Genomic DNA, 18,095 nt, shown 5'->3' on the forward strand with positions numbered 1-18,095 from the left:
AATACAACATTCCGGCTGAATCACAAAATATGCGCATAATTGTGGAAATATTCAAAAATAGGGATGAAGGGGATACGTTTCAGCGATTTACCCAGAGGTCGTGGATATTACAGCACTCATACGCTTTCACGTTCGTGTCCGGGCAGGGGAATATGGCCTCTGGTGCATCCCCGGGTTTTAGATAATGGATCATCAGGTCGTCTCCCGCCTGCACACCGATCCACATGATATAGTGCTCATCGGTCATCGGATGGGCAGTTGAACCAACGGTGACCTTAATACCCCCCTCTACCTTCTCAACGATGGGCACATGCTTCTCGGTGGCAAAATCTGCCGTCTGTTCTGAGAGCAGATCCATCTCATTTCCGGAACAACTGACCGACAAAGCACCAGTCGATGGTGCCTTGCACATTCCGGAATCCATCACCATCACCGTGCCGCTGCAGCCAGGGCACTTAAAAAAAATTGGAATTTTTTCCATTTGAATTCACCTCTTACTTCAGACGAGGTGATTATCCTGATGGCGTTTATAGATTTCGTCAGCCAGATTTATGATAGCGACAAGATCCTCTTCCTGCGGTTTTCCTTTGATATATACCGGACTGAGCATCTCTGCACTGAGTTTCGGCATCATCTCACCAAGTGCCTGCACAGTCTTTCCACCCCATCCGTACGAACCGATGACCGCCGCATATCGTGCCTTCGGTTTGAGAATATTGGTAAGAAATGCAATATGTGCAGCTTTAGGGTGCGGCCCGAAATGAACCGTTGGTGTGCCGATGACGATGGTCGTGGCATCAATAAGGTCCATTGCAATCATGCCCGGCGAGGCATTCCCAAGGTCATAGGGACGCACCTGAATACCCCGATCGATCAGTGCATCCACCAGCCGCTCCACCATCCACGTTGTGCTGTTATGCATGGAGACAAAGGGAATGACCACGAGGTTTTTGCCTTCTTCAGATGACCAGTCACGGTACAGGGTGAGAATCTCTGCCGGGTCACAGTATACCGGCCCGTGGCTCGGTGCGATAATAGCGGGACTGAGATCATCCACCGCATCCAGGTATGTGCGGATTTTCCCCCTGAAGGGCTGCATGATAACAGCAAAATAGCGTTTCGCAGCTTCATGCAACCGGCAGGACCCGTCAGAGAAGACATCTGATGTGGCAAGGTGTGAACCAAAAAGATCACAGGAAAAGAGGATGCGGTCTTCCGGGACCCAGGTTACCATCGTCTCCGGCCAGTGCACCCAGGGCATCGGATAGAATACGAGGGTCTTATCCCCGAGGGAGAGGGAATCATTCTCCTCCACAGTCAGGATGCGCCCTTCTTCAATTAAGACAAGGGAACATAGCAGTTCTTTTCCCTTCTCTGTTGTGACAACCTTTGCCATGGGAAAGAGTTCCAGCAGAAGGGGCAGTGAACCGGAGTGGTCCTGTTCTGCATGGTTGGCCACGATATAATCCACAGAATCTATTTTTGCCCGGATGAGGTTTGTAACATACTCCTCATCAAACTCTGCTTCCACCGTGTCAATAAGTGCGGTCTTCTCACTCCCCCGGACCACATAGGCATTGTATGTCGTCCCGTCCGGGAGATCCATGAGGTTATCAAATGCCATCCGGTGCCAGTCAATGACACCCACTGAATCTATGCCGGGAATAATTTCACGTACGACCATACTTCATTTCACCTCACTGAACTTTGCCTTCGCTGCACCACAGACAGGGCAGCACCACTCGTCAGGGATATCCGTGAATGCTGTCCCGACAGATACTCCCTCGTCACCTTTCTTCGGGTCATAAATATGCCCGCATACCATACATTTCATCCGAATTGCTGTATCCATAGTATAATCTCCTGTTCCGGAATATCCCGCAAAAAAGCCGGAATAAGCCGGAACGTTCTGATGAATGTTTATACAGCATCATTCCATAAAAGAATTGTTCATTTTTTGTTTGTTCAGCAGATACCCTGAGTCTCACAGTCAACGGTGGGATTATGTCCCACAAATCTGCCGGGGCAAATCACCTGTGCGATGGCCTCACTTCATCTCACGAAACTTTTCTTTCGCTGCAGCACTGACAAGGCAGCACCATTCGTCACACAAAAACAAATTTTGCATGGAACCCTCCACGGAAGAAGCACGCACGAATATTTATATGAATTATTATCCCGCGAAATACTTCTGGACGTATCCGGACAGTTTATTCCTCAGTTATACTCTGGATAAACAGAATGAAAATAATTCAGACAAATTTGCCACCACTACCACCGGTGATGTGTTACAGCGTCCCGATATCCTCATTCCAGATATCAGCATGGCTCTCAATGTACTCCGCCATCATCTTCTTCAGTTCAGGCAGACTGAGATTCACCACCTCAACGCCTTTCTCCCGTAAAAAATCCTCTGCCCCTGCAAAATTGGCAGACTCCCCCATAACCACCTTCGGGATACCAAACTGGACAACGGCACCCGCACATAGATAACAGGGCATGAGAGTTGAATAGAGCACCGTATCCCCATACCGCCCGATTCTCCCGGCATTCCTGAGGCAGTTAATCTCTGCATGCATCAGGGGATCATCATCCTGCACCCGCCGGTTGTGCCCGCGAGAGATGATGACTCCGTCCCTCACCAGCACGGCACCGATGGGAATTCCGCCTTCAGAAAGACCCAGTTTTGCCTCGTCAATCGCTGCCTGCATATACTTCTGATCTTCGTCCATGAAACTGCTCCTGATAGTGTCAGTTTTGAGAACACAGGTGGATAAAGACTGCCTTCTTCCGTGGTGCCAGACCAACTGCACCAACTGCACCAACACAAAACGGCTCTGATATTATCACAATCCTGTCTGTCACCTCTGCAAAACCAGCAGTAACCAACAGTATCCAAAATTATCACAATTTACCCAAAGGATCAGGTAAAAAAAACAGAGAACGACGGAAACAGAAAAATAAGAGGATATTGTTAAAATTCAGTAGAAAATCCCTGATGAGTTATACAGCACCCGAAACGGGCACTGTCACCTTCACGCATCCTGATCCTCGACACAGTCGAGTTCAGCAACAATCTCAAGGGGATCTTTTGTCTTTCTGACCATCTTAAGAATCCGGGAGAGGCGTTCGACACCGATAAAATGCTCGGCCATAACCTGCCCAAGAGGGGAGAGCACAATCTTTCCCTTCCGTTCGTAGACGTAGCCATCATGTTTCATGAGAGGCCCGACATCTTCAAGCTCCCCGACCATCGTTTCACAAATCACGGAAAGGCATCCAATATCACCACCACAGACAACAGCATTTGCTGCATACTCCTCAGATGAGCCTTCAATATCATAGACTGGTGCAACCTCCTCCATCTCTCCTTTCAGGAGGCGCATCGCCACCTCTTCTTCGGTGCCAGTGCCGGACTCCCGTGAATATACACCGCCCGGCTCGGCAAGAATGACCACTTTCCCCAGATCGTGGAAATCCGGCCGGCCGGCACGACCCATCATCTGGGAGAACTCCTGCACCTTCAGCCATGAGATACCCATTGCAAGGGCGTCAAAGATAACCTGGGATGCAGGAAAATCAACACCTGCGGCAAGGGCCGCTGTGGTGATTACAGCTGCAATTTCTCCCTTCTCAAACATCTTCTCCACCTTACGCCGGTCCTGTGGAGAAAGCCCGGCATGGTAGGGCATCGCCCCACTCCCAACAGCCTCTGCTACCATATGGCACCGGGCCCGTGAATTGGTGAAGACAATCGTCTGCCCATGAAATCCCTTGGACGAAGTCTTCTTAAACTCCTCAGCGACCATCTTTCGGATAATCGGAATCTTCTCTTTTCGTTCCGTGAAGATCAGATGGCGTTCAAGTCCTACCGGCCGTTCGTCATACCGGACGAGCTCAGCATTCAGTTTTTTTGCAAGCAGAGAAGGCGACCCGATGGTAGCACTCAAAAAGAGGAACTGAGCCTTCGGGGCAACATGCCGCAGACGGGCAATCAGCCCGTCGAGCCGGTGTCCCCGGTCAGCATCCTCCAGCATCTGCACCTCATCGATGACGACCGTTCCCACCTTTGCCAGGTGTTTGCCCATCCGGAGGTGATGATCTACTCCCTCATAGGTGCCGACGATGATATCGGACTTCATGCTGCGTCGTGCATTTTCCCGGTTCCCCGGAAGATGAATCCGTGAGACACCGGTCAGAAGTGAGACATTCATAAAATCGCCATACCGTTCTGAGAAACGGCGATATTTCTGGTTTGCAAGAGCAACGAGAGGAACTAAAAAGAACGTACTCCCCCTACTTTCACTGAGATTCTTAACCCCTGCCATCTCGCCTATGAAAGTCTTCCCACTTGCTGTTGCTGCCACTACCAGCTGGTCTTTCCCCTTTAAAAGGCCCGCCTCGACACAGAGTTGCTGGACCGGCATCAGGTATTTTACCCCGGATGCCTCCACAAAATTCTTCGGAAGAGGGAGATCAGTAATGGGCTGCGTTTTCATTACAGCATGGGCCTCAAGCTTGTCAAAGAGCGTCTGTGCAGGTTTGCCGGTATCAGGCTGCAACATCCCAAGAACCCGATCAAGATCCCGGTACATTTCCAGCATATGCTCCAGATGGCCGATAGACTTCATGCCCATCCCCCCCAGATAGCCCGCTTCGCGACGGAGTTCATTTTTGGCACAGCCAACACAGATCTCCTCACGCCCGTACTTCACCGCATTCTTTGTTTTCAGGAGAGTAACCCGGTCGCCCAGAAGACAGATACGACAGAGACGGATTACAACAACAGGGATCTGCAGGTCACTGCACATGGATCGGAATGCCTCATCCTCTCCGGTGAGATATACTTTCTCTTTCCGAAATAACCGGATCAGATCCTTCGTAGGGACATGCCGTGGCTGACGCCTGCCTGCTTCACGGTACCGGAACTCTTTCGGACGGCAACCCTTCCCGGTCTTTGAAAGATCCAGGTCACCAATGCCTGTAACACGCCGGCCGTCATAAAAATAGAGGCGGTACGGTCCCCGCCTGGGATTAACAATAATACTCATGGAATGCTCAAATCACAAATCTCATACGGGAGACCTGCACTCTCAAGCCGTTTCAGAAACCCGGTGAACTCCTCATCGACAATTACCATCGCACAGTTAATGCCATGAAATGACGCCTCCAGCACCCCTTCCCGGGCGCCGAAGAAGGCGTCCTCTGTGACACCAACACTCTTCAGGAGAACGACCGCCTCAAGACCTACCGCTCCAATATAGTCCATGCCTTCCAGGGCATCGAGGATGCGGTCGGGAGAGACACTGTGTGACCCTCCCCGCTGAATACGCGGTACCTTGCAGACACGGATGGTTCCTTCATCAAGAGCGATAATACCAGAAAGTTTTGCCACCCCGACATCCTCTCCGGACTCCGCCGAAACGGTCACTTCACCCATAGCAGTCTGCTCAGCTTTTGAGGCATACAGGAGACCGCCCTGCATGAAAACACCAACCATCTCCCCCTTCATAAGAGGCTCTTTTGCAATGGCGGTCCATACAGAAACCTCCTGGATGACTTCAGTTGTTACATACTTAAGATAGGTATCAAGTGTTTCAGCTGCGGTTGTTACCCACTCCACACCCTTCTTTGTGACATTGTACCGGCCTCTGCCGTTTGAATTCACAAATCCGCTCTCTACCATCTCACGGATGTATTCACTGACTGCCTGCGGTGTGACGCCCATCTTTTCAGCGATCTCCTGCTGCCGGACAGAAGGCTGGTGAGCGGCAATCTCAACTAAGATCTGAAATCGTGTTGCTTCACGTTTGCTCTTAAGCACAGTGTAATACGGGTCATCACCGTGACTCGTCAAGCAGCACCAGCCCCTGGCCCTTCACATCAAGATTTGGCATCCGTTTGGCAAGCCCCTTCACGTAAACCGGACTCACCTTATATTTGCGCGCAAGGTCATTGTATGATGTTATTCCTGACCGTACATCCTGCTCAATATTGTCAACCATGCCCCGGAGTTCTTCATCCGTAGATGTAGAGATATAAAGAATATCCCCAAGATCTTCCATGGAACACTGAAATCCTGCCCTGAATCGGCTGTATGTTGTTTTATATTCTTTAGAGGGCCGCTCCCCCGGTTGCGGCATCCGCCACTGCTCCTCAATTAGATTTCCTTTCATCAGAAGTCCGAGGCATTCCGCCACGCATTCTGGGCCTATTTCAGCACAGATCTCTTCTTCAGTCATCCATTGTTTTGTGAGAAGGTCGTAGGCTCTTTTGAAATTTGAGTTGTTGAAAGTAACAATGAGCGGAACTAATTCGAGTGGATCATTAACAATCCGATTATGCCCTGTCAAAGTAAAAACCCATGTAATATTAAGCGTATAAAACAATAAAGATTCTCTAGACTACAGTTATGCGAATCAGAGGGCAAATATCTATAAAAGGCATCGTTCAGGGAGTCGGATTCCGTCCTTTTGTCTTTAAAACAGCTCATGAACTTGGGATACAGGGCACAGTACGCAACCTCGGCAGTGAAGTGCTGGTACTTGCACAGGGAACCAATTTTGAAACATTTGTGCACTGCCTCTCTCAGGGCACCCCCCTCTCACGCATTGACTCGGTCACGGTAACCGACTCAGACGAACCGGTTCCGGCAGGATTTGTAATCCTTATGAGTGCTGAAGGTTCACTATCCGGCTTTATTCCGGCAGATGTCGCCACCTGTGACGATTGCATCAGGGACATTTTCACCCCCGGCGGCAGGTATGAAGGGTACTGGGCCACCTCCTGCGTGAACTGCGGCCCACGTTACAGTATCATCTGCGGGCTGCCCTACGACCGGGAACGTACACGAATGGACGAATTCCCCATGTGCGGCGCATGTGAAGACGAGTACACCGACCCCGCATCCCGGCGCCACCATGCACAGACAATTGCCTGCGCCACCTGCGGGCCAAAACTTTCTCTTTTGCGCACCGACGGCACCTCTGTCCCGGGCGACCCCCTGCATACCGCAGCATCCCTTCTGGACAACGGTGCTGTCGTTGCCATCCGCGGCCTGGGTGGATTCCACATCGCCTGCACCGCAGAGGCGACCGGGCGCCTGAAGGGCACCCTTGGTCGGCCTGAGCAACCCCTTGCCGTGATGGCAACCAAAGAGGAGATCGAACGGGTGGCCATCATATCAGAGACAGAGAGAAAGTGTCTCACCGGCCCTTCCCACCCCATCGTTGTCCTGGTAAAAAAAGACAGGGAAGCCCTCAAAGGAATATCCAAACTGCATACTCTTGGGTGCATGCTCCCCTATACCGCCCTCCACCATCTCCTCTTCAGATACCTCAGTCAACCGATGCTTGTCATGACAAGTGCCAATCCTCCGGGATACCCGATGATCACCAATACCCACGAGGCATGTGAGAGACTCAAAGGGCACGTGGACTACATCCTCACCCACAACCGTGTCATCCAGAACCGATGCGATGATTCAGTGGTGCGCGATGGAAAAATACTCCGCCTCTCAAGGGGTCTTGCTCCGAAACGGGAGAGGCGGGACCTTGGCAATGCCTGTATCCTTGGCATTGGCCCGGAACTCAATGCAAACATCTCCATCTATAAAGAAGGCTACTGCATCACCTCACCCCACGTGGGCAACGTACGCAACCCGGCGACACTTGCCTACCTGCAGGAGACGGTGGAACGGACAGCATGCCTGCTGGGTGCAAAATACGATGTGATAGCCCATGACCTGCACCCGCAGTTCCTCTCCACACGCTATGCCCACGAACTCGCAGAGGAAACAGGAGCTACCCTGATGCCGGTGCAGCACCACAAGGCACACATCGCCGCGGCCACCACCAGCCCATGCATCGGCATTGCAATCGACGGAGTCGGCTATGGTGAGGACGGAACAGTCTGGGGAGGTGAGATTTTTGCCGGTGCAGTGCCGGACCTCACCCGCGTTGGTCACCTTGAACCGGTGATGATGCCAGGGGGAGATCTCGCCACCCGCTATCCTGAGAGGATGCTCTATGGTATTCTCCCTAAAGAAGAAACAGCAGCACTTCTCAGAGCCCGTGGATGGGATGCCACTGCCCTCGGTGTGCTGGAGAAACAGGTGGAGCGACGGTTCAATGTCACCATCACCTCCAGCACAGGCCGAATACTGGATGCAGCGGCAGCACTCCTCGGCGTCTGTCGGGAACGCACCTTCGATGGAGAACCCGCACAGGTACTGGAAACCACGGCAGTTACGGGCACTCCTACCCTTTGGGACCGCGAATTCACCCAGGAAAACGAACGGACCATTCTTTCAACATCATCTCTTCTCAGAGAGGCATTTTCCCGGATGAAAAATGAACGACCAGCAGACATCGCCGCATCCTTCCAGCAGACCCTTGCCACAGGTATTGCTGAGATCGCAGTCATGGCTGCAGAAGAGAAGGGGTATAAAAAAGTTGCCCTTTCGGGCGGTGTGGCATACAACCATGCAATAGAATCCACCATCCGCAAAACCATTGTTGCATCAGGCAATGAGTACATCCTCAATACAAACTATCCCCTTGGGGACGGGTGTATCTCATATGGACAGTGTGTCTGGGCAGGTACTACCCTGAAACAGGTCAGAAAATAAGGGAGAAACTGGGTTTGCGTATTTATTTATTATTGGGTTCAAGCACAGAATCAAGAACTTCACGAAGATTTGCGGAACGATAGGGTTTTTTCAGTATACCTGAAAATCCCTGCCCGTATAGATCATCATAGCTCATCTCTGACACCAGTCCACTGGTGACAATGGCGCACACACCGGGGTCAATAGCCTTCATCTTCTTAATTGCCTCCGTTGCCCCCATGCCATCAGGGACGGTAATATCCATAATCACTGCATCATACGGATTCCCTACAAGGAATGCCCTGCGATATTCTTCGACAGCAGTTTCGCCGTCCGGAGTTGCCATCGGACTGTATCCCATCTTTTCAAGGAGAATACAGGTAATTGTTCGGATATTATCCTCATCATCCATTACGAGGATTTTTCCGGGTGTATCTATCATCTAATTTTCTCCCCCCATTCTACTGACCCGGCATTTTTGTGGAACAACCTGCCGTCAACAATGCATGCAACCCGACATGCTCTATTGCATATCAGATACGTTTACAAAATATGCATATCAAATGTATAAATGTATCTGCCACGCCCGCCTGCAAAAGATGATTCAATTGAAAAAGCCCTACCACGACACCCCTCACCATATCCAATAGGATTCACGTGAATTATTCAATATGCCCCGAATATCCTATACCAAAAACCAGAGAAGAACTGCCACTCCAAGAAGAATCATAACACATCCTCCCGCCCGCCGGAGTAACTGCCGGCAATCCAGCCGCATCAGATTCATTCGTTCCGGAGATAAGCCTGCGGCAGCAGCAATGATGATCGTAAGGAGCGGCAAAACAAACATCAGATTATATAAAGCAAGGAGCCCTGATGCGGCCCAAACGTCCGAACCGGAGAGCATTGCAAGGATCGCAAGATAGACACCTCCGGTGCAGGGCAGTTCAATAAGGGCGACCGCGATACCCACAAGAAACGCAGAAATTATTCCCCCACGCAATGCAACCTTCCGAACAGATGCAAGTCGGGAGGCAGAAATACGAAAATGAGCCGCCCCATCCCGTCGGAATGAATCCACAACCATCACCACCCCGAGGAGAATGGCAATGACCCCTGCCGCACAGGAAAAATACCACGAGAGCCCCGTTACACGGACTACCGTGAGAAGACCAAAACCGGAGATGAAGTACATCAGATAGATGCCAGCCACATAGGCGACCCCAAACCGGAGCATCTGCCTCCTCCCCCCTGCACCCATAAGAGTGACCAGAAGAAATATGAGAACCGCTACCGCACAGGGATTAATCCCATCGATGAGACCTGCGGTGATGACCAGACCCAACGGCGGGAGAGGAGGAGCAGGCGACACGGAAATATTTGCCGCCGGAATGGGAACCGAATTCTGCCCAGAATCCATGGCAGCCACATCTGAAGTCACCGAATCGTTCGTCATGACAGGCCCTGAGACCAGAGATACAAGATAGAGTGGCAGATCTGTTGAAATTGCACCATACCCCTCAAAGAACGTACCATCACTCAGAAAGGCTGTTGGATAACGTGGATACAGGTTGCCATACGCCTTGCCGAACGAGAAGAAGAGGGACTCATTTTCTGAACTGTTCAGGACAGCATACTGCACAAAGGTGACCGAAGGATACTCTGCTGCGAGGCCATCGATGACCGGCAGTGCCTTCTTGCAGGCAATACAGTGCTCACTATAAAAAAATGAGACCGTCAGATTTTCAATGCAGGAATATTCAGACGGAATATATTCTGAACCAGAATACCCAGAAGAAGCATTGCTACCCACAGGGACAGCACTGCAGGCACCCGGAAGGAGGTATGCAGAGAGAAGAACCAAAATAATGATGGATGGAAGAAGGAACCGACGGCCACACCTGCCGCCACTACCATCACTCCGTCCCATAGTATGCCGTTGTGCCATACAGGAAATAAGCATAACGATGGAGTCAGGATTAATCGGATTCAGTCCACCCGCTCGTCATCCGATTCAGCCCACATCGGATCAACAATTGCGAGAAATTCCAGACGGCTCGCACCGGCATTTGCAATGTACTGCACCGCACCGGCCGGAATATAAACCACCTGACCGGCGTGCACCTCTTCTGCCTCATCACCGATATGCATCACACCGATGCCAGAGAGGATGTAATACACCTCACAGGATTCCACAAGACGATGTGGATGGGAGACTTCCCCCGGCTCCAGATATGCATGAGCAAGACTAAAACGACAAGCAACCGCACCGGAGAAATGAGAGGGGTGCAGTATTTCACGGAGATGAGTCCCGTCCCGGGCATCACCAACCGGACAGACACCAAGATCGCGGATGATCACCGGTGCGACCCCTTTGGCACAAAGGCACCTTCGACAAGAGACCGGTCAATCACATCCGGCACCATACCTGTTGTTGCATATCGATACATAATAGCGACAAAGATGCCCTGCAGAGCGCCATAGAGAACTGCTGAAACAACCAAAAGAAGCAGAGAAACTCCAACAATCACGACACCAATTTCAAACAACCCTACGATAATAACAATAATACCTCCCAAAAGAAGCACAAATGCAGGAATTAAGATAAGCCCCAGAGATGCCGAGCCGATAACAGTTTCACCCCATGTTTTCTTAAAGAGAGACCACGACCGTTCAATCGCAGCAAATCCACCAACATCATCCACCAGAATCACCGGAATTACAAAGAACGTTGCAAGTGACCAGGCCGCTCCGAGAAGGGCTGATGCGAGCGATACGAGGAAGTTGTCCCCGTCACCACGGATGAGGCGCAGAATGAGCCCAACGGTTGCTGCAATCAGTGTCCATGACAGAATTTTTCCGATGCGGGCAGATGCTGCATGGATACCATCCATAAAGGTTGGATCCCTGCCATCCAGTCGCATCAGGGCACAGCTGACAAGAGCTGTGTTGAAGTAAATAACGATGAAGTAACTCACAACGTAGAAGAGAAACAGGAGAACATACAGAAGAATCGAACCACCCGAGTATGTTTCAGCAAGAAGTCCTGAGAAAAAGAGTGGCAACAAAAACGTCGCCACCACCAGCAGAGTGACTACACCCGAGAGAATTGGAAAAAGAAGCATCTCCCGATCTTTTTTAAGTATGCCAAAAGTTTCTTTGAATAACTGAAACCCACGGCTGATACGTGACATAAATATCCATCAGACACGATTGCATAAATGAGTCACGATTTGTGCAGGATTATGCCTAAGAACGGAAACAAACGGGAAAAACAGAGTCGGAAATAGTTACTGAATGAAAAAGAAAAAAAGGATTAGCCAAAGAGAGCGCCGAGGCCAGCCATGCCGCCCTCTTCGTCCTCTGCTTCCTCTTCCACTACTTCTTCTTCAACTGCTGCTGCTGCAGCTGCTGCAGGTGCTGCTGCAACTGCTACTGGTGCTGCTGCTGCCTTTGCGACAGCTTCCTCAATGTCGACACCATCAAGTGCTGCGATGAGTGCCTTTACACGGGAGTCCTCAACTTCAATTCCTGCTGCTGCCAGAACTGCGCTGACTGCTTCCTCAGTTACGTCTTTTCCTGCGTTGTGCAGAACAAGTGCTGCGTAGATGTATTCCATTTATATTTACCTCAAATGTTTGATATTATTCAGTCATCCCTTTCAGGGCTTTTGCCTGAAGTGATGCACGTCCGATAATCAGTTCAACAATGTCGCTCGTGTATATTGCGGCCTCAACACCCAGACTGCGAGCTTCGCCTGCAGCCTTTGTAATGATAGGCACAATCGTCTGTGCAGTCGGATAGGCTGCGAATACAGCAAGATTGAATGCCTGCTGGGCTGCCAGAACCACATTGTTGTAATATTCAGTCTCATCGATTGCCAGCGTGGACGGCTCAAAGAATGTGCCATCGTAGAAGGCTACCTGAAGGCTCAGACCAACGTCAATTGGGCGGATATCAAGCTTAGACAGAACTTCGGCCTGCTTTGCATTGATCTCTTCGCCCGCTTTGACAAAGACCTTTCTCTCGCGGATAACAACCTTTCCACCTTCAATTGCGGCAGGAAGACCTGCCTGCTGGAATGTTCCAACGATGGGGCCCGGCTTAAAGCTGGTGGGACCCTTCTCAACGACAATGTCCTCAGGCGCAATATCGCCGGGGCGTGCTGCCATCTTGGTCATCGTCTGCTGGAGCTTCCTGTACAACTGAAATGGATTGTCGTTTGTGTAGATTAGTGCACTGTGTCCGTCAATGTATGAGGTGATGCCATCAATTGGCGCACCCATAGCTGTAAAGGCGTGCTCAACGAGAGTGTTTCGCGTCATATGCAGGACGGCCTTCCCCTGAAGGTCACGCCGCATCTCCTGCATCTGTTTTGCAGGAATACCATGCAGGTCAACAAGACCTGTAAGTGCGTATTCCCCTGAATACGAAACAATCTGCTCGACTTCATCCTGTTTCCACTGTGGCAGATTCGTCGTATATAATGCCATTATATAATCCTCACTGCCGGACCCATGGATGTCTTTACATACACTGACCGGATATTCATTGCACCACTATCAAGTGATCCCTCAACCCTGTGCATTACCGCTTCGATGTTATCTGCAAGCGCATCTGCGTCCATACCAGCACTACCAACCTTCACGTGGAAAGTGGTCTTGTCCTTTGAACGGAACTTAACAGATTTGCGCAGACGTTCGACCGTAGGGCCGACATCCATCGTTGGCGGAACAGGGGTGGGCATCTTCCCGCGGGGACCGAGACGCGTACCGAGCCAGCGACCGACAAGCGGCATGACAGCGGGTTCTGCGAGGAAAAACCGATATTGGTCCGCAAATAAGCGGGCTTCACGGGGTTCTCCTCCCAGACGCTCGATCTCTTCAGGTCCGATGATGAGGTCTACACCTGCAGCTTTCGCCTGAGTGGTGATATCTCCTTTCCCAAGAACACAGATCTTTTGTGGCTGTCCTGTGCCCTGTGGAAGAATCATCGTCTCATCAATACGGTTTTTTGGCTGCGACATGTCGATATTCCGGAGATTCACTGAAATTTCAATGCTCTCCTGGAACTTTCGCTCAGGTGCTGCCTCCATTGCCGCTTTCACGGCATCCAGAATCTGGACCCTATTAACCATTCATTTTCTCCATAGTTCAACGACCCGAAATACGGATCTTCTATAGGTTTTCATAGTCTATTCACTGAGAATGCTGTCGTATTCGCCTGCATTGATCTTTGGGAAGATCTCCTTTGGATCCATCCCTTCGACCGTGACACCGACACTCACACACGTCCCGATAACCTCTTTTACGCGGTTTTTCAGATCGTATGAGATCATGTCATCTGCCTTCATACGGGCAATGCGAACAGCAGCCTCGAGCGGAAGATCTCCTACCTTCTGGACATTGGGTTCTCCTGAACCCTTCGTCAGACCGACCTCTTTCATGATGAGGGCAGTGGTGGGAGGAACACCCACGGAAACAGTGAAGTTCTTCTTGTCGTCGACAGTAACGATTACAGGAACCTGCATACCGTTAAACTCAGACGTCTTGGCGTTGATTTCATCAACAACCGCCTTCACATTGATTCCGAGAGGTCCCAGGGCAGGCCCTAATGGAGGGCCAGCCGTTGCCTTTCCGCCGGGTACCAATACCTCGACTACTTCTCCCATTGTAATATCACCAAACCTCAGTGCCACCTGTAGACAGGTAACACTTGGCGTGGGTCATTACAGGTCTGCATACTACCACTTAAAACTACGGGCATTCGAAAAAAATGGAAAGAAATTAATCTTCGTGTGCTTTCTCAATGACGCGGACATTATCACCGCGTACCGTAATGGGAATGGGCACCATCGATTCATACAATTCGAGAGTAACCTCTTCTTTTCCTGCATCAACACGCTTGACAACAGCTTTTTCACCCTTGAAAGGACCTGCAATAAGCTCAACAATTGTGCCCTCTTCGATACCACTCACTGCCGGTTTCGGCTCAAGGAAATGCTCAACTTCAGCGAAATCTGTCTCACCCCTCACCACTGCACGCGCATTGGGAACAAGGCGGACCAGCTGCTCCATCCGGGCGTACTCATCCGGAGTCTCGATGAAGACATATCCACGCACCTCATCCGGGGCCATAATCGCAGTGATAACAAATTCATCATGATCCTCAAGGACCTTGACGATATCATCTACGACTTTTCGCTCTTTGTTGGCCGTCGTCTTGAGCGCGTAAATCTTGTTTCCGAACTCACTCGCCATAGTCATCACAGGGTAGCAAATGCCATTAGTTCATATACAATAAATCCAACCAGTCCGATTAACAGGATACCCATCGCGGCAACGATTGCGATTTTATTAAATTCATCACGGGTGGGTGTCCGGGCAAGTTTCAGGACACGCCAGTATTTCTTGAATATTTCTTCATTTACCGTTTTTAGATCAGCCATTTTTATTGTCACCTGAGGAAATCGATATCAAATTCTGTAGTGGATCTCTTTGAAGAGAACATCTCACTACGTCCATATATCTGGGGAGAATTCACGCCTGTTACGACAAGCATCGTGCGCATTTTACCCTGCATATCAGGGTCAATCTGAGCACCCCATATGATCCGTGCTTCCGGATCGATGCGCTCATAGACCTCCTGAATCACACTTTCTGCCTCAGACATTGTCATATCGGGGCCGCCAACCACATTCACGAGGGCAGCAGACGCACCGGAGATATCAACATCGAGCAGAGGGGAACGCAGTGCCTTCTTTACCGAGTCAATTGCTTTGTCTTCGCTGTCGCTCTCACCCATACCGATCATCGCAACACCGCCACGTTCCATGACAGTTCGCACATCGGCAAAGTCAAGGTTCACCAGACCGGGCTGAGTAATCAGCTCGGTGATGCCTTTTACTGCACGCATTAAGACTTCGTCAGAGACCTTAAAGGCTGCGTGCAAAGGCAGGCGCGGCACGACCTCAAGGAGTCGGTCGTTTGGTACGACAATGACGGTATCTGCAACGTCACGCAGACGTTCGAGTCCTGCCTCGGCGTTTTCCATCCGGATAGCACCCTCTACAGTGAAGGGAAGGGTAACGACAGCAATTGTAAGCGCACCCGTCTCTCGTGCGGCTTTTGCAATTACCGGTGCGGAACCGGTGCCGGTGCCCCCGCCAAGACCTGCGGTGATGAATACCATATCGCATTCACCCACAGACTTGTTGATCTCCTCAATGGTCTCGATGGCAGCTTCTTCTCCAACCTGTGGGACTGAACCGGCACCAAGACCACGGGTGCGCTTCCGGCCAATGAGGATTCTGGTATCTGCCTTCGTCCGGATCAGGTGCTGGGCATCGGTATTCAATGCAATAAGGTTTGCACCATGGATGCCCTCTTCTGACATCCGCGTCATTGTGTTCGATCCGCCGCCACCACACCCGATGACCGCGATCCGCGTCTGAAGTTCTTTAAGGATCTCCTCAAGCTCCAGATCACGTTCGTTGGACGCGTCAACGATATATCCGGACTCCTCATTTGTCCGTTTAATTGCCTCTTCTACGATTGATCTCATAGGTAGTTCTCCAATCCCGGGACGTGGATCACCCGCTCAGTCCTGACAGAGACCATATCCGGCGAAATTATTGTGCCGTCAATCTCGATCTCCTGTCCTGCCGCCAGCCTGCCGAAAAGTGGTCCTTTCGGAACCCCCAGATTGCATGCTTTTTCCGGGTCGAAACTCACCTTTCGTATGATGATGTCATCATCGCTGACGTGGGCAGATCCATCGCTGGTTAAGATTTTGACACACGATGATATTAAAAGATGCAGTATTTGTGATTCATACCTCTCATATGTGAGGACAAACGGCAAAGGTGCGCCCTCCAAAGATAACACTAATACAGCAGGAATTCCCAAAACAGAACGCAAATATTTCTTTTCATCACATTTTAGTGCTTCCCGAAGGAGAATGACAGGAATATGGACAAAAACGGGATCGCCGTCCCCGGAGATATCCATTACTCTTAGAGAAGCGCCAGGCACTTCTCCCTGTGCCATTTCCCGCATTCGGAGGAATACCGGAAGAGAAAGAGCCCCAATCATCCGCAGTTCACTCTCAGAAACCCGGGGTATGCCACATTCCCGGAGAAGAACGGATATTTTATTCAGAGTGTCCTTTGGGAGGGCTTTCCTGTCAATATAAGCTGCAACAGCCCCGGTCATCGCCGCCATCTGTTGGATCATTGAAGCATCCAAACCAGCTACTTCCCGCGTATGGGCAATATGTCCCCACGCCGCCCGGCCCGCAAGTGCGATATCAGTCTCACGTGCAGCATAGTGATTGCCCCCGAATCCAATGAGAGAAATAACATCGCCGGGCCCTTCTGTGAGAACACTCACAAGAGCATCTGCAACCGCTGCTCCACAGAGAGGGTCAGTCCATTCAGCCTCAGTACTTCCGATTTCAATGAAAAAAGACGGAGTCAAAAGCCCGGTCGGTCCGTGGTGTGTGACCTCATAGGAAACACGAAATCCCTCGGGAGCACGGGGGGCAAGGGCACATAATGCCGCATGCATCCATGCAGGGGCAGCACGGGAGAGAGTACGGGATTCACCACCAAGCGCTGCATCGCCATAATTACCGGTGACATGAACCGTCAGGGCAGGTACCGGATTTTGAGAGGTATGCCGGGAGAGAAATATGATCATATCTGCTGCCGCCCGTTCATCCAGGTTTTCTTCATAGATGAGTCGCCCCGGCGCGGTCATAAACCGGAGAGTGTGCCCCGCCCAGGTGCACACCTCACCATCACGCCCTTCTGCACCGACGCGGGGGGCTAGATGGGCTGCGATATTGATGCCCGCCGGGTCGATTGACGAATGGATGAGAGCTATGTTCATCGGCACTCCCCCCTTTCTACTGCATATCCTGCAATAGTGCCTTTCCCGGCCCCCGCGGCACGAACAGCGCGGATTACTGCCTCTTTTGCACATCCACAGGAGACCACACCGGGAATCTCCCATGTGTGGATGCCATAGACCGGCCGCCCCAGTTTCAGGGCTATTGCAATCTCTGAAAGGGTGCCATATGCACCCCCCACCGCGATAACACCCCCGGCTGCAGAGACCACCACAGCATTCCGGGCAATTCCCAGGCCGGTTGGGATGGTAACCGTGCAAAACGGATTTGCTTCACACACATCCCCGGGAAGAATACCTACAGTAACACCGCCGGCACCCACAGCACCCCGGCAGGCGGCTTCCATTACTCCGCCCCGGCCACCACAGATAAGCGTGGCCCCTGCCCTGGCAATCAGTCTCCCCGTATCTTCTGCTACACGTCCTGTCTCATCATCGCAGGATGCAGCACCTATGACTGCAATCTGAAGGGGGGGCATCTCATCCATTCTCTCATCATCACCTGTATATATCGTACACATGTAATCCCACACAAATACCTATCTTTCTGCAGATACAAAATCTCTGGACATATATCC

21 protein-coding genes are annotated in these 18,095 nt (G+C 51.1%); 1 reads left to right on the top strand and 20 read right to left on the bottom strand.

All coding sequences use genetic code 11. From position 1 onward, the window contains the following. Nucleotides 1-79: 79 nt before the first annotated feature. The 7 genes from L0665_RS05405 to L0665_RS05435 form a co-directional block, all read right to left on the bottom strand. A complete protein-coding gene (locus tag L0665_RS05405; RefSeq protein ID WP_274924678.1) occupies nt 80-481 on the bottom strand; it encodes a desulfoferrodoxin family protein in 402 nt (133 codons plus the stop codon). A gap of 18 nt (nt 482-499) precedes the next feature. Then, nucleotides 500-1,684, bottom strand: a complete 1,185-nt coding sequence (locus L0665_RS05410; RefSeq protein WP_274924679.1) for an FprA family A-type flavoprotein — start codon at nt 1,682-1,684, stop codon at nt 500-502. 3 nt (nt 1,685-1,687) lie between these two features. Then, the gene (locus L0665_RS05415; protein ID WP_274924680.1) at nt 1,688-1,852 is read right to left on the bottom strand and encodes a rubredoxin; all 165 of its coding nucleotides are present in this window, start codon (nt 1,850-1,852) and stop codon (nt 1,688-1,690) included. A gap of 436 nt (nt 1,853-2,288) precedes the next feature. Further along, entirely contained in the window at nt 2,289-2,732 is a 444-nt protein-coding gene (locus L0665_RS05420) for a nucleoside deaminase (RefSeq protein WP_274924681.1), read from the bottom strand. Between the two features lie 303 nt (nt 2,733-3,035). Beyond that, nucleotides 3,036-5,051, bottom strand: a complete 2,016-nt coding sequence (locus tag L0665_RS05425) for a DEAD/DEAH box helicase (protein WP_274924682.1) — start codon at nt 5,049-5,051, stop codon at nt 3,036-3,038. After that, nucleotides 5,048-5,857: a DUF7839 domain-containing protein gene (locus tag L0665_RS05430; RefSeq protein ID WP_274924683.1), complete on the bottom strand. Its 810-nt coding sequence runs from the start codon at nt 5,855-5,857 to the stop codon at nt 5,048-5,050. The genes L0665_RS05425 and L0665_RS05430 overlap by 4 nt, the downstream gene beginning before the upstream one ends. Further along, nucleotides 5,841-6,353, bottom strand: coding sequence for an ArsR family transcriptional regulator (locus L0665_RS05435; protein WP_274924684.1), 513 nt, complete (start codon nt 6,351-6,353; stop codon nt 5,841-5,843). The genes L0665_RS05430 and L0665_RS05435 overlap by 17 nt, the downstream gene beginning before the upstream one ends. Nucleotides 6,354-6,412: 59 nt before the next feature. Here L0665_RS05435 and hypF point away from each other — a divergent pair, with 59 nt between their 5' ends. Next, nucleotides 6,413-8,629 carry a carbamoyltransferase HypF gene (hypF, locus tag L0665_RS05440; RefSeq protein ID WP_274924685.1) on the top strand — a complete coding sequence of 739 codons (2,217 nt, stop codon included), beginning with the start codon at nt 6,413-6,415 and terminating at the stop codon, nt 8,627-8,629. A 22-nt stretch (nt 8,630-8,651) separates the two neighbouring features. On the opposite strand, the gene L0665_RS05445 is transcribed toward hypF, so the two are convergent. The 13 genes from L0665_RS05445 to L0665_RS05505 all read right to left on the bottom strand — a co-directional run bounded on the left by L0665_RS05445 (nt 8,652) and on the right by L0665_RS05505 (nt 18,005). Next, nucleotides 8,652-9,050 carry a response regulator gene (locus L0665_RS05445; protein WP_274924686.1) on the bottom strand — a complete coding sequence of 133 codons (399 nt, stop codon included), beginning with the start codon at nt 9,048-9,050 and terminating at the stop codon, nt 8,652-8,654. Between the two features lie 243 nt (nt 9,051-9,293). After that, nucleotides 9,294-10,538, bottom strand: a complete 1,245-nt coding sequence (locus L0665_RS05450; RefSeq protein WP_274924687.1) for a cytochrome c biogenesis protein CcdA — start codon at nt 10,536-10,538, stop codon at nt 9,294-9,296. A 59-nt stretch (nt 10,539-10,597) separates the two neighbouring features. After that, entirely contained in the window at nt 10,598-10,969 is a 372-nt protein-coding gene (locus L0665_RS05455) for a cupin domain-containing protein (RefSeq protein ID WP_274924688.1), read from the bottom strand. Next, nucleotides 10,966-11,733, bottom strand: coding sequence for a DUF6159 family protein (locus L0665_RS05460; protein ID WP_274924689.1), 768 nt, complete (start codon nt 11,731-11,733; stop codon nt 10,966-10,968). The genes L0665_RS05455 and L0665_RS05460 overlap by 4 nt, the downstream gene beginning before the upstream one ends. 191 nt (nt 11,734-11,924) lie before the next feature. Continuing rightward, nucleotides 11,925-12,227, bottom strand: coding sequence for a 50S ribosomal protein P1 (rpl12p, locus tag L0665_RS05465; protein WP_274924690.1), 303 nt, complete (start codon nt 12,225-12,227; stop codon nt 11,925-11,927). A gap of 25 nt (nt 12,228-12,252) precedes the next feature. Continuing rightward, on the bottom strand, nt 12,253-13,101 hold the full coding sequence (locus L0665_RS05470) for a 50S ribosomal protein L10 (RefSeq protein WP_274924691.1): 849 nt from the start codon (nt 13,099-13,101) through the stop codon (nt 12,253-12,255). After that, on the bottom strand, nt 13,101-13,745 hold the full coding sequence (locus L0665_RS05475; RefSeq protein ID WP_274924692.1) for a 50S ribosomal protein L1: 645 nt from the start codon (nt 13,743-13,745) through the stop codon (nt 13,101-13,103). The genes L0665_RS05470 and L0665_RS05475 overlap by 1 nt, the downstream gene beginning before the upstream one ends. Before the next feature lie 57 nt (nt 13,746-13,802). Continuing rightward, nucleotides 13,803-14,279, bottom strand: a complete 477-nt coding sequence (locus tag L0665_RS05480; RefSeq protein ID WP_274924693.1) for a 50S ribosomal protein L11 — start codon at nt 14,277-14,279, stop codon at nt 13,803-13,805. Between the two features lie 115 nt (nt 14,280-14,394). Beyond that, complete coding sequence (locus tag L0665_RS05485; RefSeq protein WP_274924694.1) at nt 14,395-14,874, bottom strand: transcription elongation factor Spt5; 480 nt, start codon at nt 14,872-14,874, stop codon at nt 14,395-14,397. Next, nucleotides 14,874-15,056 (bottom strand): protein translocase SEC61 complex subunit gamma, encoded by a 183-nt coding sequence (locus tag L0665_RS05490; RefSeq protein ID WP_274924695.1) that lies wholly within the window; start codon nt 15,054-15,056, stop codon nt 14,874-14,876. Before L0665_RS05490 ends, L0665_RS05485 begins: the two co-directional genes overlap by 1 nt. An 8-nt stretch (nt 15,057-15,064) precedes the next feature. Beyond that, nucleotides 15,065-16,171 carry a cell division protein FtsZ gene (gene ftsZ, locus L0665_RS05495; RefSeq protein ID WP_274924696.1) on the bottom strand — a complete coding sequence of 369 codons (1,107 nt, stop codon included), beginning with the start codon at nt 16,169-16,171 and terminating at the stop codon, nt 15,065-15,067. After that, entirely contained in the window at nt 16,168-17,499 is a 1,332-nt protein-coding gene (locus L0665_RS05500) for a D-aminoacyl-tRNA deacylase (RefSeq protein WP_274924697.1), read from the bottom strand. The genes ftsZ and L0665_RS05500 overlap by 4 nt, the downstream gene beginning before the upstream one ends. Next, nucleotides 17,496-18,005, bottom strand: a complete 510-nt coding sequence (locus tag L0665_RS05505) for a TIGR00725 family protein (RefSeq protein ID WP_274924698.1) — start codon at nt 18,003-18,005, stop codon at nt 17,496-17,498. Before L0665_RS05505 ends, L0665_RS05500 begins: the two co-directional genes overlap by 4 nt. Between the last annotated feature and the right edge of the window lie 90 nt (nt 18,006-18,095).

It is taken from the genome of Methanogenium marinum (genome assembly GCF_028912405.1).
GTDB lineage: Archaea > Halobacteriota > Methanomicrobia > Methanomicrobiales > Methanomicrobiaceae > Methanogenium > Methanogenium marinum.

Bases quoted from the DNA above. Each gene is read 5' to 3' on its own strand.
- L0665_RS05490 (WP_274924695.1), bottom strand. From the start codon at position 15,056: ATGGCTGATCTAAAAACGGTAAATGAAGAAATATTCAAGAAATACTGG.
- L0665_RS05505 (WP_274924698.1), bottom strand. From the start codon at position 18,005: ATGGATGAGATGCCCCCCCTTCAGATTGCAGTCATAGGTGCTGCATCC.
- rpl12p (WP_274924690.1), bottom strand. From the start codon at position 12,227: ATGGAATACATCTACGCAGCACTTGTTCTGCACAACGCAGGAAAAGAC.
- L0665_RS05405 (WP_274924678.1), bottom strand. From the start codon at position 481: ATGGAAAAAATTCCAATTTTTTTTAAGTGCCCTGGCTGCAGCGGCACG.
- L0665_RS05445 (WP_274924686.1), bottom strand. From the start codon at position 9,050: ATGATAGATACACCCGGAAAAATCCTCGTAATGGATGATGAGGATAAT.
- L0665_RS05415 (WP_274924680.1), bottom strand. From the start codon at position 1,852: ATGGATACAGCAATTCGGATGAAATGTATGGTATGCGGGCATATTTAT.
- L0665_RS05450 (WP_274924687.1), bottom strand. From the start codon at position 10,538: ATGGGACGGAGTGATGGTAGTGGCGGCAGGTGTGGCCGTCGGTTCCTT.
- L0665_RS05480 (WP_274924693.1), bottom strand. From the start codon at position 14,279: ATGGGAGAAGTAGTCGAGGTATTGGTACCCGGCGGAAAGGCAACGGCT.
- L0665_RS05485 (WP_274924694.1), bottom strand. From the start codon at position 14,874: ATGACTATGGCGAGTGAGTTCGGAAACAAGATTTACGCGCTCAAGACG.
- L0665_RS05475 (WP_274924692.1), bottom strand. From the start codon at position 13,745: ATGGTTAATAGGGTCCAGATTCTGGATGCCGTGAAAGCGGCAATGGAG.
- hypF (WP_274924685.1), top strand. From the start codon at position 6,413: ATGCGAATCAGAGGGCAAATATCTATAAAAGGCATCGTTCAGGGAGTC.
- L0665_RS05410 (WP_274924679.1), bottom strand. From the start codon at position 1,684: ATGGTCGTACGTGAAATTATTCCCGGCATAGATTCAGTGGGTGTCATT.
- L0665_RS05500 (WP_274924697.1), bottom strand. From the start codon at position 17,499: ATGAACATAGCTCTCATCCATTCGTCAATCGACCCGGCGGGCATCAAT.
- L0665_RS05470 (WP_274924691.1), bottom strand. From the start codon at position 13,101: ATGGCATTATATACGACGAATCTGCCACAGTGGAAACAGGATGAAGTC.
- L0665_RS05460 (WP_274924689.1), bottom strand. From the start codon at position 11,733: ATGCTTCTTTTTCCAATTCTCTCGGGTGTAGTCACTCTGCTGGTGGTG.
- L0665_RS05420 (WP_274924681.1), bottom strand. From the start codon at position 2,732: ATGGACGAAGATCAGAAGTATATGCAGGCAGCGATTGACGAGGCAAAA.
- L0665_RS05425 (WP_274924682.1), bottom strand. From the start codon at position 5,051: ATGAGTATTATTGTTAATCCCAGGCGGGGACCGTACCGCCTCTATTTT.
- ftsZ (WP_274924696.1), bottom strand. From the start codon at position 16,171: ATGAGATCAATCGTAGAAGAGGCAATTAAACGGACAAATGAGGAGTCC.